The sequence below is a fragment of the Pseudomonas sp. SDO55104_S430 genome (assembly GCF_054070595.1).
On the sequence record NZ_JBSVXG010000056.1, the window covers coordinates 17,988 to 32,013 of the forward strand.

Sequence of the window (14,026 nt, forward strand, 5' to 3'; positions counted from 1 at the left end):
GAGCGGCACTCTTGAGGTTCTTGGCCGCCCGGATTCTTTGCTGGAGAACTGTTGATGACCGATATTGATGCACGCTTGCGCGAGGACGTTCACCTGCTGGGTGAACTGTTGGGCAACACCATTCGTGAGCAGTACGGGGACAGTTTCCTCGACAAGATCGAGCAGATCCGCAAAGGGGCAAAGGCGGACCGTCGCGGCTCCATGGACGCCGAACTCAGCGCCAGCCTCAACCAGCTGAGCGAAGACGAATTGTTGCCGGTGGCGCGGGCGTTCAACCAGTTTCTCAACCTGGCAAACATCGCCGAGCAGTATCAGTTGATTCATCGTCGCGACGAGTCGCAGCCGGCGCCGTTCGAGTGTCGGGTGTTGCCCGAACTGCTCACCCGCCTGCGCGCCGAAGGCCACAGTGCCGAATCCCTGGCCCGGCAATTGGGTCGCCTGGAAATCGAACTGGTGCTCACCGCGCACCCCACTGAAGTCGCCCGCCGTACGCTGATCCAGAAATACGACGCCATCGCCGCGCAACTGGCGGCCCAGGACCATCGCGACCTGACCACCGCCGAGCGCGAGCAGATCAAATTGACCTTGCAGCGTCTGATCGCCGAAGCCTGGCACACCGAAGAAATCCGCCGCACCCGCCCGACGCCGGTCGACGAAGCCAAATGGGGCTTCGCGGTGATCGAGCATTCGCTGTGGCACGCGATCCCCAATTACATGCGCAAGGCCGACCAGGCCCTGCATGCCGCCACCGGCCTGCGCCTGCCGCTGGAGTCGGCGCCGATTCGCTTCGCTTCGTGGATGGGCGGCGACCGCGACGGCAACCCCAATGTCACCGCTCCCGTCACCCGCGAAGTGCTGTTACTGGCGCGCTGGATGGCGGCCGATCTGTACCTGCGCGATGTCGATCAACTCGCTGCCGACCTGTCGATGCAGCAGGCCAGCGAGGCGCTGAAGGCCAAGGCGGGGGAGAGTGCCGAGCCTTACCGCGCGGTGCTCAAGCAGTTGCGCGAACGCCTGCGAGCCACGCGCAACTGGGCGCACAGCGCGTTGACGTCACCCGTTACTGCCACCGCCGAGGTGCTGCAGGACAACCGCGATCTGCTCGATCCGCTGGAGCTGTGTTACCACTCGCTGCACGAGTGCGGCATGGGCGTGATTGCCGATGGCCCGCTGCTCGACTGCCTGCGCAGGGCCGTCACCTTCGGCCTGTTCCTGGTGCGTCTGGACGTGCGTCAGGATTCGACGCGCCACTGCGCGGCCATGACCGAGATCACCGACTACCTGGGCCTGGGTCGTTATGAGGACTGGAGCGAAGAAGAGCGCATCGCCTTCCTCACCCAGGAACTGAACAACCGTCGCCCGCTGTTGCCCGCTCACTACAAGCCGTCCGCCGACACCGCCGAAGTCTTGGCGACCTGTCGTGAAATCGCCGCCGCGCCCGCGGCTTCGCTTGGTTCCTACGTGATCTCCATGGCCGGTGCCGCCTCCGATGTGCTGGCGGTGCAATTGCTGCTCAAGGAGTCCGGCGTGTTGCGGCCGATGCGCGTGGTGCCGCTGTTCGAAACCCTGGCGGACTTGGACAACGCAGGGCCCGTGATCGAAAAACTGTTACTGCTGCCGGGCTATCGCGCGCGTCTGCAAGGGCCGCAGGAAGTGATGATCGGCTACTCCGATTCGGCCAAGGACGCCGGCACCACGGCGGCGGCCTGGGCGCAGTATCGGGCGCAGGAACGTCTGGTGGACATCTGCCGCGAGCAACAGGTGGAGCTGTTGTTGTTCCACGGTCGCGGCGGCACCGTGGGTCGCGGCGGCGGCCCGGCCCACGCGGCGATTCTGTCGCAGCCACCGGGATCGGTGGCCGGACGTTTCCGCACCACCGAGCAGGGGGAAATGATTCGTTTCAAATTCGGCCTGCAGGACATCGCCGAACAGAACCTCAACCTGTATCTGGCCGCCGTACTCGAGGCGACGCTGCTGCCGCCGCCACCACCGACGCCCGAGTGGCGCCATTTGATGGACGAATTGGCCGCCGACGGCGTCAGTGCGTATCGCGCCGTGGTCCGGGAAAACCCGCAATTCGTCGAGTATTTCCGTCAGTCGACACCGGAACAGGAGCTCGGTCGCCTGCCGCTGGGCAGTCGTCCGGCCAAGCGCCGCGCCGGCGGCATCGAAAGCCTGCGGGCGATTCCGTGGATTTTCGGCTGGACCCAGACTCGCCTGATGCTGCCTGCCTGGCTCGGCTGGGAAGCGGCACTGAGCAAGGCGCTGGAGCGCGGAGAGGGCGAGCTGCTGGGGCAGATGCGTGAGCAATGGCCGTTCTTCCGGACCCGCATCGATATGCTGGAGATGGTGCTGGCCAAGGCCGACGCGGAAATCGCCCAGTCCTACGACGAGCGTCTGGTCGAGCCGGATCTGTTGCCGTTGGGCGCGCACTTACGCGACCTATTGTCGCAGGCATGCTCGATCGTTCTGGGGATGACCGGCCAGTCCCAGCTACTGGCACATAGCCCAGATACCCTTGAATTCATCCGCCTGCGCAACACCTACCTGGACCCGCTTCATCTATTGCAGGCCGAATTGCTGGCGCGTTCCCGGCAACAGGAAGTGGCGCAGGGCAGCCCGGTGGAGCAAGCGTTGCTGGTGTCTGTGGCGGGAATTGCCGCCGGTTTGCGTAATACCGGCTAAGGTTTTCGCGGTGGGGGAAGGCATCCGGCGCGTGCGCGGGATGCCGATCGATGGCCGTTGAAAAAGTACGGCCAGGCGACAGTTAATGATGGGGTTGCGACGGGGAGAACCGCGCCAAAACGTCGCAGCAGGCAGCGGTTTCTCCGACTTTTGGCGGCTTGTGTGGGCGCAGCCTGCTGTGTATCTTGATCAGCCTTTGGCCGTTTGGGCGGTCGCGGACCCTATTTTTGAGATTGGCCCCACGAGGCGAATCCGACGTTATCCATATAAAAAATTGAGGAGCACATCGATGCGCGTCATTCTGCTGGGAGCTCCCGGGGCCGGTAAAGGTACTCAGGCTAAGTTCATCACCGAGAAATTCGGCATTCCACAAATCTCCACTGGCGACATGCTGCGTGCAGCGGTCAAGGCCGGCACCGAGCTGGGCCTGAAGGCCAAGGGCATCATGGATGCCGGTGGCCTGGTCTCCGATGACCTGATCATCGCCCTGGTCAAGGACCGCATTTCCCAGGCCGATTGCGCCAAGGGTTTCCTGTTCGACGGTTTCCCGCGCACCATCCCTCAGGCTGAAGCCCTGGTGACTGCCGGTGTCGAACTGGACGCAGTGGTTGAAATCGCCGTTGAAGACGAAGAAATCGTCCAGCGTATCGCCGGTCGCCGTGTTCACGAGGCCAGCGGCCGCGTTTACCACATCGTCTACAACCCGCCGAAAGTGGCCGGCAAGGACGACGTCACCGGTGAAGACCTGGTGCAGCGCAAGGACGACACCGAAGAAACCGTGCGTCATCGCCTGTCGGTCTACCACTCGCAGACCAAGCCGCTGGTGGCTTTCTACCAGAATCTGTCGGCTGCCAATGGCAAGCCGAAGTACAGCCACATCGAAGGCGTCGGTTCGGTTGAAGCAATCACCTCCAAGGTGCTTGCAGCCCTGAGCTGAAAAGTCTGACTCGCTGTATCATCCACGGCCCGCTTGCGGGCCGTAGTTGTTTATACTGACGCCCTTTTTCTGATCACACGTGTGGAAACATCGATGAGCACCTTGCTGGCCCTGGACACCGCGACTGAAGCTTGCTCCGTTGCCTTGCTGCACGACGGCAAAGTGACGAGCCATTACGAGGTGATCCCGCGCCTGCATGCGCAGAAATTGCTGCCGATGATCCAGCAGTTGCTGGCCGATGCCGGCACCACCTTGCAGGCGGTCGAGGCGATTGCCTTCGGTCGTGGACCGGGTGCATTCACCGGTGTGCGCATTGCCATTGGGGTCGTGCAGGGCCTGGCGTTCGCGCTGGATCGTCCGGTGTTGCCGGTGTCCAACCTTGCCGTCCTGGCCCAGCGTGCCTTTCGCGAACACGGCGCCAGTCAGGTGGCGGCAGCCATCGATGCGCGGATGGATGAAGTGTATTGGGGCTGCTACCGCGAGACGGCGGGGGAGATGCGACTGGTCGGGCAGGAAGCGGTCCTGCCACCGGAAGCCGCTGCACTGCCGGCAGGCGCCAGTGGCGAATGGTTTGGCGCGGGGACCGGTTGGGGATATGGCGAGCGTATTGCCGTGAACTTGAGCGGTCAGGACGCCGGCATGCTGCCCCACGCCGAAGACCTGCTGACCCTGGCGCGATTTGCCTGGGAGCGCGGCGAGGCCATTGTGGCCGATGAGGCGCAGCCGGTGTATCTGCGGGACAAAGTGGCGACGCCGAAGGCGCGGTAAACCTGGCGCACATCCCTGTAGGAGCGAGGCTTGCCCGCGAAGAGGTCAGCAGTTTCGACATCTATATCGACTGACCTGACGCCTTCGCGGGCAAGCCTCGCTCCTACAGGTTTTTCGGGGGCTGCATAGATGTGGGCTGGTGATGAATTCCCAAACAGCGCCGATCGTCCGTTTCTAACCCCAGCTCTTAAACCTTTTGCCTTTTATGTGTTCTAGTTATCACTCGGCGGTTTGCGAAGTGGGTTGAGCGCCACTAAACTGCCATCACTGATACCGAGCATGCACTTATGCGTATAGACGGCCTTTCCTCTCATTCCTACCCTATCAAGCGCAAGCCTCGCAAAGGCGCTGTGGTGGAAGACGAGTCCGTCGATATCGAAGGCGAGCTGGAGTTTCCCACCGAGGAACAACTGGCCGCCCGCGCCAAGGCTGCCGCCCAACGCCTGAGCAACCTCCCCGCCCGTCAGCAGGACATGCTCTATCACCGCGCCATGAGCAAGAGCGTGGCGATGGCCCTGGCCAGCTACCTGAGCACCGCCGGTTTCGTCGATTGGGAAGCTGAAGTGCTGGGGCTCGATCTGTACATCTGATGCTGCTGCCTTACTACCTCGGCTGCCCTTCCTGGAGCGAAAACGCCTGGCGCGATTACCTTTATCCACAGGACGCCAAGCCTGCCGAGTTTCTCGATCTTTATTCCCAGGTCTTCAACGCCGTAGAGGGCAACACCACCTTCTACGCCAGCCCGGCTGCCAGCAGCGTGCAGCGCTGGGCAGAAATTCTCCCTGCGCATTTTCGATTCACCGCCAAGTTTCCCGGTGACATCAGTCATGGCGGCGACCTGCGCGAACAATTGACCGCTGCCGAAACCTTCGTCCAATTGCTCAGTCCGCTGGGCGAGCGGGTATCGCCACTGTGGTTGCAGCTGTCGAAAAGCTTCACCCCGCAGCGCCTGCCCGAACTCGCCGGGTTCATCGACGCCCTGCAACGACCGCTGGCGGTGGAAGTGCGGCATGACGATTTCTTCGCCAAGGGCGACAGCGAGCGCATGCTCAACCGCCTGCTTATGGATCGTGGGGTCGAACGCATCTGCCTCGATCCGCGCGCGCTGTTCAGTTGCACTTCCACCGAGCCTTCGGTGCTGCACGCCCAGTCGAAAAAGCCCAGGGTTCCCCCACGTCCGGCGGCGTTTACCCAGTGCCCGCAGGTACGCTTCATCGGCCATCCTACGCTTGAAGCAAACGACTCGTTCCTGACGCCCTGGGTGGAGAAAATCGCCCTGTGGATCGAAGAAGGCCGTACGCCCTATATCTTCCTGCACACCGCCGACAACGTGCTGGCGGCGAAGCTGGCGCAGCGTTTTCATGGCCGGTTGATGTTGCGATTGCCTGGCTTGCCGGCGCTGCCTGAGCTATACAGAGAGCCCGCCGCCGAGCAACTTGGCCTGCTCTGAAGGCGGATTCGTTCCCCTTTTCAGGAGCCTGCCAATGGATGCGCAAACCCTTCGAGCCCAAGCGTTCAAAGCCCTGCACGAACGCGGCGGGATATTCGTGATGCCCAATCCCTGGGACGCCGGCTCGGCAAAAATGCTCGCGGGCCTGGGTTTCGAGGCGCTGGCGACTACCAGTGCCGGTTACGCCTTTTCCCAGGCGCGCCCCGATGGCGGCCTGACTCTGGACGACACCCTGGCCAACGTCAGGGCGATCGTTGCCGCCACCGACCTGCCGGTGTCGGTGGATCTGGAAAACGGTTTTGCCGATGACCCCGCCGAATGCGCGCAAAGCATCGTGCAGGCCGCTGGCGCGGGCGCCGTCGGCGGTTCGATCGAAGACGCCACCGGCCGCCCGGACACGCCCATCTATTGCTTCGAGCACGCCGTGGCCCGGGTCAAGGCCGCCGTCGCTGCCGCGTGCAGCTTGCCGTTCCCATTCATCCTTACCGCTCGCGCCGAAAATTACCTGCACGGCAATCCGGACCTGGACGACACCATTCGCCGTTTGCAGGCCTTCGCCGAAGCCGGCGCCGACGTGCTCTATGCGCCAGGGTTGCGTAACGCCGATGAGGTGCTGGCGGTGGTCCGCGCGGTGGCGCCCAAGCCGGTCAATGTGTTGATGTCCGGCGGATTAAAGCTGACGGTCGAGCAACTCGGCGAGATGGGCGTCACGCGCGTCAGTGTCGGATCGGCGCTGTCCCTGGCGGCACTGGGCGAGTTCTACCGTGCGGCCGAAGAGATCAAGACGTCGGGCACCTTCAGCTTCACCTCGCGCTCCATGCCCTACGCTCAGGCCAATCAGTTTTTCAAAGGCTGACGATGCGCTTGCGTTGGTGGCTGTTGCTGGGGCTGTCGATGATAGCGGCGACGGGTTTGGGCGTCTGGCGCGGCTGGGTGTCCGTGCCGCCGCAGTGGAACCCCTGGGCGCCGCTGGATGTGAAGGCGCCGCCGAACCTGCTGACCCGCTACAAGCTGATGCGCCTGCGCGCTGATCCGCAGCTTTGTGATCAGGCTCTGAGCAGTTCCGGCCTACGGGTGACCCGTCAGGCCGACAGCCCAGACGCCAAGTGCCCGTTGACCGACGCCTTGCGAGTGCAGGGCGGAGATGTGGCGTTGAGCAGCAGCTTCCTTGCCAGTTGCCGTCTGGCGGTGTCCTTCGCCCTGTTCGAACATCACGCGCTGCAACCGGCAGCGCAGGCGATCTATGGTCAGAACGTGGCGCGGGTCGATCATCTGGGAAGCTTTGCCTGTCGCAATGTCTACGGCCGCGAGAGTGGTCGCTTGAGTCAACACGCTTCAGCCAACGCCCTGGATATCGCCGGTTTCCGCCTGGCGGATGGCCGCGCCATCAGCGTGCTCAAGGACTGGCCCAAGGACAATCAGGATGCGCAGTTTCTAAGGCAGGTCCGCGACGGTGCCTGTGGCCTGTTCAGCGTGGTGTTGAGCCCGGATTACAACGCCGCCCATCGCAATCACTTTCATGTCGATGTCGGGCCGTGGTGGGTCTGTAACTGAAGGCGAAGGTTAGGCGGCGAGGCGCAGGTTCTGCAGAACGATCGGGCGCGCCCAGCGGCTATCGAAGTCGAGTTCTTTCTGTTGTTCGACCATTTCTTGCGGCGAGAACGGCGGGAACGGTTTGTCCAGCAGATCGAGTTCGAACTCGGCGATCGGCAGGTGCAATAGACGCGGTTGTGGCGCAGGGCCTGCTTCCGGCACCGGTTGACCGGCAGTCAGCACGATCGGGCGGACCCAGCCGCTGTCGAAGTTCTGCTCGCGCTGCTGGGCGACGATTTCTTCCGGCGGGAACGGTGGGAAAGGTTTGTCGGCCAAATCCATTTCGAACTCGGCAATCGGCAGGAACAGCGGCTCGGGCGGGCGAATCTCGTTGTCTTTCACGTCGCACTCGCGCTGAGCAACGATGTGCGCCAGCAGGTCGCTGCCGACGGTGGGTTCGTCCGGGCTTTCGAGATCCACTGGTGGAAAGTTCAGCGATTCAGGCAGCACCTCACCCGACTGTTCGTTCAGCGCTCGGGCAAAAAAATCCTGCCAGATGTGGCTGACACCGCTCAGTGCCTGGGTGTTTTGCCGGCTGTAGTCGCCGTAGGGCGAAATAAAACCGGAGATGATGGGTTGAATGTCTGACATGACTCTCGGTCGACGCTCGGCTCTGGCAAAATGCTCGATAATTTTGTTATCGGCCGATTTTGCCGATCATTAATTTTTTGAGCGTATTTTCCAATGATTGATCAACCGGCGGCGTGCCGCATCCATGTCGAAGCCCTGGGCGAGACTTTTCAGCCACAGGCCGAGCAGTGGGCTGAACGTCTGGACCTGCCGTTGCAGGTGGATGACGGTGAGTTCGCCTTGCAGGTGGGCGAGCAGGGCTTGCAGCTGCAACAGCTCGGCCCGGATGCGCCGGGGCCGGTGCGGGTGGACTTCGTCGAGGGTGGCGCGGCTCATCGTCGGTTGTACGGTGGCGGCAGCGGGCAGATGATCGCCAAGGCGGTCGGCATCGCTCAGGGTGTGCGCCCGCGGGTGCTGGATGCCACGGCGGGGCTGGGCAAGGATGCGTTCGTGCTGGCGAGCCTGGGTTGCGAGATGAGCCTGATCGAGCGCCAGCCGCTGATCGGGGCCTTGCTCGAAGATGGCCTGGCCCGTGGCGCGGAGGATTTCGACGTAGCGCCGATCGTGGCGCGCATGCATCTGCTCAAGGGCAATTCGATCGAGGTGATGAACAACTGGGAAGGCGAGCCGCCGCAGGTGATCTACCTGGACCCGATGTTTCCGCATCGCGAGAAAACCGCGCTGGTGAAGAAGGAAATGCGCCTGTTCCGGCCGCTGGTAGGTGATGACCCGGATGCCCCGGCTTTGCTGCAGGCGGCATTGGCGCTGGCGACCCACCGGGTCGTGGTCAAGCGCCCGCGCAAGGCGCCGTGTATCGAAGGGCCCAAGCCGAGTCATGCGTTGGATGGCAAATCCAGTCGGTATGACATTTATCCGAAGAAGGCGCTCAAGCCGTAAGACCGAGTTGCCTTCATCGCGGGCAAGCCCGCTCCCACAGGTTTTGAGGTGTCCTCAATGTTGAGTTCAGCCCGTTCCTTGTGGGAGCGGGCTTGCCCGCGATGGCGTCCTCAAGGCCGATAAGCCCGCATGAACAATTCCACAACCTCCCGCACATGGCTCTCCGCCGCCTCTTCGGTCAGCGGTTCGCCACAGCCAAACAGCAAGCGAAAATTCGCCGCCCCCTTGAGCAGGCAGAAGAAGTGCTCCGCCGCATTCCTCGGCTTGTCGATACTCAACTCGCCACTCTGATCCACCTTGCACAACAGCCGCTCCATGCCTTGCAGCATGCGCTGCGGGCCGGCTTCGAAGAAGATCAGCGAAAGCTTCGGGTCCTGGCTGCCCAGGGCCATGATCAGGCGGTGCAGATTCACCGACTCATCGCTGTTGATCAGGTGATGAAAGCCGCGGGCGATGTTCAGCAGCACGGTTTGCACCGCCACGCCTTCCGGTAGCTCGAAAACCAGTGGCGGCAACTGTTCCTCGCACTTGGCCATCACGGCGGCGGAGAACAGCGTCTCCTTGTCATTGAAATGGCTGTAGACCGTGAGTTTCGACACGCCGGCTTCCGCGGCGACAGCGTCCATGCTGGTGTTGGCATATCCCTTGGTGAGAAACAGCGTTTTTGCCGCGTCGAGGATCGCCTGGCGCTTGGCCAGATCCTTGGGGCGGCCTGGGCCGTTGGGTACTGAAGGGTTATTCGGCATATGCGCTTTTATTACTGGACTGGTGAGTTTGCTATTAATAACATACTGGCCAGTATAATTATTCAAAGCACCATTAGCGAAAGGTCCTTCACCATGTTCCGCTATGTCTTGCCCCTCGCATTGCCAGTCAGCCTGGCTTTTTTATTGGCTGCGTGCGGTCACGAAGAGGCGCCGCAAACCAGCGTGCGCCCGGCCATGGTGGTTCAGCCAGAGCCTTCGGCGCAGGCGATGGAGAGCTATACCGGTGAAGTTCGCGCTCGTTACGAGCCAGACCTCGCATTTCGCATCGGCGGCAAAGTCAGCCGACGACTGGTAGAAGAGGGGCAACGGGTCAAGGCTGATCAACCTTTAGCTGAACTCGATCCGCAGGACGTGCGCCTGCAACTGGAAGCCACCCGTGCCCAGGTAGCTGCCGCCGAAGCCAACCTGAATATGGTCCGCGCCGAACGTGACCGCTACAAGACCCTGATGGACCGTCAGATGGTCAGCCGCTCGCAGTACGACAACGCGGAAAACCTCTATCGCTCCGGCGAAGCCCGCCTCAAGCAGATCAAAGCCGAATTCAACGTCTCGACCAACCAGGCCAGTTACGCCGTGTTGCGTGCGCCACAGGATGGCGTCGTGGCCAAACGCGCCGTTGAAGTCGGGCAAGTAGTCGCGGCGGGGCAGACGGTGTTCACCCTGGCCACCGATGGCGAGCGCGAAGTGTCGATCAGCCTGCCGGAGCAGAGCTTCGGTCGTTTCAAGGTCGGACAGCCGGTGTCGGTGGAACTGTGGACGCAACCGGGCCAGCGTTTCGCCGGGCACATCCGCGAACTGTCGCCGGCCGCCGATCCCAAATCCCGCACCTTCGCCGCACGCATCGCTTTCAACGCCGGCAAGGTCCCGGCCGAGCTGGGCCAGAGCGCCCGGGTCTATGTGCAGAATGCCGAGACTGTGCTGCTCTCGGTGCCGCTGTCTGCACTCACCGCCGAAAACGGCGTGACCTACGTCTGGGTCGTCAGCGCCAACAACACCCTGAAAAAGACTCCGGTGCGGGTTGGCGCCTTCGGCGAGAAAACCGTACCGGTGCTCGAAGGCCTCAACGCCAGCGACTGGGTGGTTGCCGCCGGCGTCCATGTGCTTCTCGACGGGCAGCAGGTGCGCCCGGTGGATCGCTCCAACCGCGTGGTCAATCTGGCGGACAAGGAGTAATCCCCGATGGGCTTCAATCTTTCCGAATGGGCGTTGCGTAATCGCCAGATCGTACTGTTCCTGATGCTGTTGCTGGCCATCGTGGGTGCACTTTCCTACACCAAGCTGGGCCAGAGCGAAGACCCGCCGTTCACCTTCAAGGCCATGGTGATTCGCACCAACTGGCCGGGGGCGACGGCGCAGGAAGTCTCGCGCCAGGTCACCGAGCGTATCGAAAAGAAGCTGATGGAAACCGGTGAGTACGAGCGCATCGTGTCGTTCTCCCGCCCCGGCGAATCCCAGGTGACTTTCATTGCCCGCGACTCCATGCACTCGGTGGAGATTCCGGAGCTCTGGTATCAGGTGCGCAAGAAGGTCAGCGACATTCGCCACACCTTGCCGCCGGGTATTCAGGGCCCATTCTTCAACGATGAATTCGGCACCACCTTCGGCAACATCTACGCGCTGACCGGCGACGGTTTCGATTACGCGGTACTCAAGGATTACGCCGACCGCATCCAGATCCAGCTGCAGCGGGTCAAGGACGTGGGCAAGGTCGACCTGCTCGGTTTGCAGGACGAAAAGATCTGGATCGAACTGTCCAACGTCAAGGCCGCGACTCTCGGTTTGCCACTGGCGGCGGTGCAGCAGGCGTTGGAAGAGCAGAATGCGGTGTCCACCGCCGGCTTCTTTGAAACGGGTAGCGAGCGATTGCAGCTACGGGTTTCGGGGAATTTTCAGACAGTCGATGAGATAAAAAACTTCCCGATCCGGGTCGCGGATCGCACCTTCCGTATCTCTGACGTGGCCGATGTGCGCCGTGGTTTCAACGATCCACCGGCGCCGCGCATGCGCTTCATGGCCGAAGACGCTATCGGTCTGGCGGTGGCCATGAAAGACGGCGGCGACATTCTGGTGCTGGGCAAGGCGCTGGAAGTCGAGTTCGCCCGCATCCAGAAAAACCTGCCGGCGGGCATGCAGCTGCGCAAGGTGTCCGATCAACCGGCGGCGGTGAAAACCGGGGTCGGCGAGTTCGTCCAGGTGTTGGTGGAAGCGCTGGCGATCGTCTTGCTGGTGAGCTTTTTCTCCCTCGGCGTGCGCACGGGCATGGTGGTCGCCCTGGCGATTCCGCTGGTGTTGGCGATGACCTTCGCCACCATGTATTACTTCGGCATCGGTCTGCACAAGATTTCCCTCGGCGCGCTGGTGCTGGCGCTGGGCTTGCTGGTGGACGACGCGATCATCGCCGTGGAAATGATGGCGATCAAAATGGAGCAGGGTTTCGATCGGATCAAGGCGGCCAGTTATGCCTGGACCAGCACCGCGTTCCCGATGCTCACCGGTACGCTGATCACCGCCGCCGGGTTCCTGCCGATCGCCACCGCGCAATCGGGCACCGGCGAGTACACCCGTTCTATCTTCCAGGTGGTGACCATCGCGCTGCTGGCGTCCTGGGTGGCGGCGGTGGTGTTCGTGCCGTATCTGGGGGAAAAACTCCTGCCGGATCTGGCGAAAATTCATGCAGCCAAACACGGTCCTGATCAACCCGATCCATACGGCACGCCGTTTTATCAGCGAGTGCGGCGCGTGGTGGAGTGGTGCGTGCGTCGACGCAAGACGGTGATAGTGGCGACCGTGATTCTGTTCATCGCCTCTGTAGCCCTTTTCCGTTTTGTACCGCAGCAATTTTTCCCGGCGTCGGGTCGACTGGAATTGATGGTCGACCTGAAGCTGGCCGAAGGCGCCTCGCTGAGCAACACCACCGAAGAGGTCAAGTGTCTCGAAGCGATGCTCAAGGACAAAGCCGGAATCGATAACTACGTGGCCTATGTGGGCACCGGTTCGCCGCGTTTCTATCTGCCGCTGGATCAGCAACTGCCGGCTGCGAGCTTTGCCCAGTTTGTGGTGTTGGCGAAAACCATCGAGGAGCGCGAAACCCTGCGTACCTGGTTGATCACCACCTTGAACGAGCAATTCCCGGCTCTGCGTTCGCGGGTCACGCGTCTGGAAAACGGGCCGCCCGTGGGCTATCCGATCCAGTTCCGGGTGACCGGTGAGCACATCGAGGAAGTCCGCGCCCTGGCCCGGAAAGTGGCGGCCAAGGTCCGTGAAAACCCCCATGTGGCCAACGTCCATCTGGATTGGGAAGAGCCAAGCAAAGTCGTCTACCTGAACATCGATCAGGACCGCGCACGAGCTCTCGGCGTGAGCACGGCGAACCTTTCGAAGTTCCTGCAGAGCTCGCTGACCGGTTCCAGCGTCAGCCAGTACCGCGAGGACAACGAGTTGATCGAAATCCTGCTGCGCGGCACCGTGCACGAGCGCACCGAGCTGTCGTTGCTGCCGAGCCTATCGGTGCCGACCGACAACGGTCGCAGCGTTGCTCTATCGCAGATCGCGACCCTGGAATACGGCTTCGAAGAGGGTGTGATCTGGCACCGCAACCGCCTGCCCAACGTGACGGTTCGCGCCGACATCTACGGCAAGGAACAACCGGCGACCCTGGTGAAACAGATCATGCCGACCCTCGACCCGATCCGCGCCGAACTGCCTGACGGTTATCTGCTGGACGTGGGCGGCACGGTGGAGGATTCCGAGCGTGGGCAGAAGTCGGTCAACGCCGGTGTGCCGATGTTCATCGTGGTCGTGCTGACGTTGCTGATGCTGCAACTGCGCAGCTTCTCGCGCACGGCGATGGTGTTCCTGACGGCACCGTTGGGCCTGATCGGCGTCACCCTGTTCCTGATGGTCTTCCGCCAGCCGTTCGGTTTCGTGGCGATGCTCGGCACCATCGCCCTGTCGGGGATGATCATGCGTAACTCGGTGATCCTGGTGGACCAGATCGAACAGGACATCGCCGCCGGCCTCAAGCCCTGGCAAGCCATCATCGAAGCCACTGTGCGCCGCTTCCGCCCGATCGTCTTGACCGCGCTCGCCGCCGTCCTGGCGATGATCCCGCTGTCACGCAGCGTGTTCTTCGGCCCGATGGCCGTGGCGATCATGGGCGGCCTGATCGTCGCGACGGCATTGACGCTGCTGTTCCTGCCGGCACTGTACGCGGCGTGGTTCCGCGTTCGCAAGGAGACGGTCTGACACTTTGCCTCGGCGGCCTGCGGGTCGACCAAATTCCGGCCGATGAACGCGGTCAAAACTGTGGGAGCGGGCTTGCTCGCGAAGGCGGTGGTTCAGTCGACATCAACATAGACT

At 62.3% G+C, this 14,026-nt stretch carries 12 protein-coding genes; 10 read left to right on the forward strand and 2 right to left on the reverse strand.

Annotation, left to right across the window (positions count from 1 at the left end):
- Positions 1–54: 54 nt before the first annotated feature.
- From ppc to ACW9JE_RS12625, 7 genes are all read left to right on the forward strand, one after another.
- Positions 55–2,685 carry a phosphoenolpyruvate carboxylase gene (gene ppc, locus ACW9JE_RS12595; protein WP_457432934.1) on the forward strand — a complete coding sequence of 877 codons (2,631 nt, stop codon included), beginning with the start codon at positions 55–57 and terminating at the stop codon, positions 2,683–2,685.
- Between the two features lie 289 nt (positions 2,686–2,974).
- On the forward strand, positions 2,975–3,622 hold the full coding sequence (adk, locus tag ACW9JE_RS12600) for an adenylate kinase (RefSeq protein WP_175375151.1): 648 nt from the start codon (positions 2,975–2,977) through the stop codon (positions 3,620–3,622).
- A gap of 93 nt (positions 3,623–3,715) precedes the next feature.
- On the forward strand, positions 3,716–4,390 hold the full coding sequence (tsaB, locus tag ACW9JE_RS12605) for a tRNA (adenosine(37)-N6)-threonylcarbamoyltransferase complex dimerization subunit type 1 TsaB (protein WP_457432935.1): 675 nt from the start codon (positions 3,716–3,718) through the stop codon (positions 4,388–4,390).
- Positions 4,391–4,677: 287 nt separating this feature from the next.
- A complete protein-coding gene (locus ACW9JE_RS12610; protein WP_224538522.1) occupies positions 4,678–4,980 on the forward strand; it encodes a hypothetical protein in 303 nt (100 codons plus the stop codon).
- Positions 4,980–5,840, forward strand: a complete 861-nt coding sequence (locus ACW9JE_RS12615) for a DUF72 domain-containing protein (RefSeq protein WP_457432936.1) — start codon at positions 4,980–4,982, stop codon at positions 5,838–5,840. The genes ACW9JE_RS12610 and ACW9JE_RS12615 overlap by 1 nt, the downstream gene beginning before the upstream one ends.
- Before the next feature lie 34 nt (positions 5,841–5,874).
- On the forward strand, positions 5,875–6,696 hold the full coding sequence (locus tag ACW9JE_RS12620) for an isocitrate lyase/PEP mutase family protein (protein WP_224538518.1): 822 nt from the start codon (positions 5,875–5,877) through the stop codon (positions 6,694–6,696).
- 2 nt (positions 6,697–6,698) lie between these two features.
- On the forward strand, positions 6,699–7,394 hold the full coding sequence (locus ACW9JE_RS12625; protein ID WP_224538516.1) for an extensin-like domain-containing protein: 696 nt from the start codon (positions 6,699–6,701) through the stop codon (positions 7,392–7,394).
- 9 nt (positions 7,395–7,403) lie between these two features.
- Here ACW9JE_RS12625 and ACW9JE_RS12630 read toward each other — a convergent pair whose 3' ends face one another.
- Positions 7,404–8,024: an energy transducer TonB gene (locus tag ACW9JE_RS12630; protein WP_457432937.1), complete on the reverse strand. Its 621-nt coding sequence runs from the start codon at positions 8,022–8,024 to the stop codon at positions 7,404–7,406.
- Between the two features lie 93 nt (positions 8,025–8,117).
- Here ACW9JE_RS12630 and ACW9JE_RS12635 point away from each other — a divergent pair, with 93 nt between their 5' ends.
- On the forward strand, positions 8,118–8,900 hold the full coding sequence (locus ACW9JE_RS12635; protein ID WP_263487939.1) for a class I SAM-dependent methyltransferase: 783 nt from the start codon (positions 8,118–8,120) through the stop codon (positions 8,898–8,900).
- Between the two features lie 110 nt (positions 8,901–9,010).
- Here the strand turns inward: ACW9JE_RS12635 and ACW9JE_RS12640 are convergent, their stop codons facing one another.
- Entirely contained in the window at positions 9,011–9,646 is a 636-nt protein-coding gene (locus ACW9JE_RS12640; protein WP_224541099.1) for a TetR/AcrR family transcriptional regulator, read from the reverse strand.
- 93 nt (positions 9,647–9,739) lie between these two features.
- Between ACW9JE_RS12640 and ACW9JE_RS12645 the strand changes: the two genes are divergently transcribed.
- A complete protein-coding gene (locus ACW9JE_RS12645; RefSeq protein WP_457432938.1) occupies positions 9,740–10,840 on the forward strand; it encodes an efflux RND transporter periplasmic adaptor subunit in 1,101 nt (366 codons plus the stop codon).
- 6 nt (positions 10,841–10,846) lie between these two features.
- Positions 10,847–13,912 (forward strand): efflux RND transporter permease subunit, encoded by a 3,066-nt coding sequence (locus tag ACW9JE_RS12650; RefSeq protein ID WP_457432939.1) that lies wholly within the window; start codon positions 10,847–10,849, stop codon positions 13,910–13,912.
- Positions 13,913–14,026: the final 114 nt, after the last annotated feature.

Excerpts from the sequence above, each read along its gene's own strand:
- ppc (WP_457432934.1), top strand. The coding sequence starts at position 55 with ATGACCGATATTGATGCACGCTTGCGCGAGGACGTTCACCTGCTGGGT.
- adk (WP_175375151.1), top strand. The coding sequence starts at position 2,975 with ATGCGCGTCATTCTGCTGGGAGCTCCCGGGGCCGGTAAAGGTACTCAG.
- tsaB (WP_457432935.1), top strand. The coding sequence starts at position 3,716 with ATGAGCACCTTGCTGGCCCTGGACACCGCGACTGAAGCTTGCTCCGTT.
- ACW9JE_RS12610 (WP_224538522.1), top strand. The coding sequence starts at position 4,678 with ATGCGTATAGACGGCCTTTCCTCTCATTCCTACCCTATCAAGCGCAAG.
- ACW9JE_RS12615 (WP_457432936.1), top strand. The coding sequence starts at position 4,980 with ATGCTGCTGCCTTACTACCTCGGCTGCCCTTCCTGGAGCGAAAACGCC.
- ACW9JE_RS12620 (WP_224538518.1), top strand. The coding sequence starts at position 5,875 with ATGGATGCGCAAACCCTTCGAGCCCAAGCGTTCAAAGCCCTGCACGAA.
- ACW9JE_RS12625 (WP_224538516.1), top strand. The coding sequence starts at position 6,699 with ATGCGCTTGCGTTGGTGGCTGTTGCTGGGGCTGTCGATGATAGCGGCG.
- ACW9JE_RS12630 (WP_457432937.1), bottom strand. The coding sequence starts at position 8,024 with ATGTCAGACATTCAACCCATCATCTCCGGTTTTATTTCGCCCTACGGC.
- ACW9JE_RS12635 (WP_263487939.1), top strand. The coding sequence starts at position 8,118 with ATGATTGATCAACCGGCGGCGTGCCGCATCCATGTCGAAGCCCTGGGC.
- ACW9JE_RS12640 (WP_224541099.1), bottom strand. The coding sequence starts at position 9,646 with ATGCCGAATAACCCTTCAGTACCCAACGGCCCAGGCCGCCCCAAGGAT.
- ACW9JE_RS12645 (WP_457432938.1), top strand. The coding sequence starts at position 9,740 with ATGTTCCGCTATGTCTTGCCCCTCGCATTGCCAGTCAGCCTGGCTTTT.
- ACW9JE_RS12650 (WP_457432939.1), top strand. The coding sequence starts at position 10,847 with ATGGGCTTCAATCTTTCCGAATGGGCGTTGCGTAATCGCCAGATCGTA.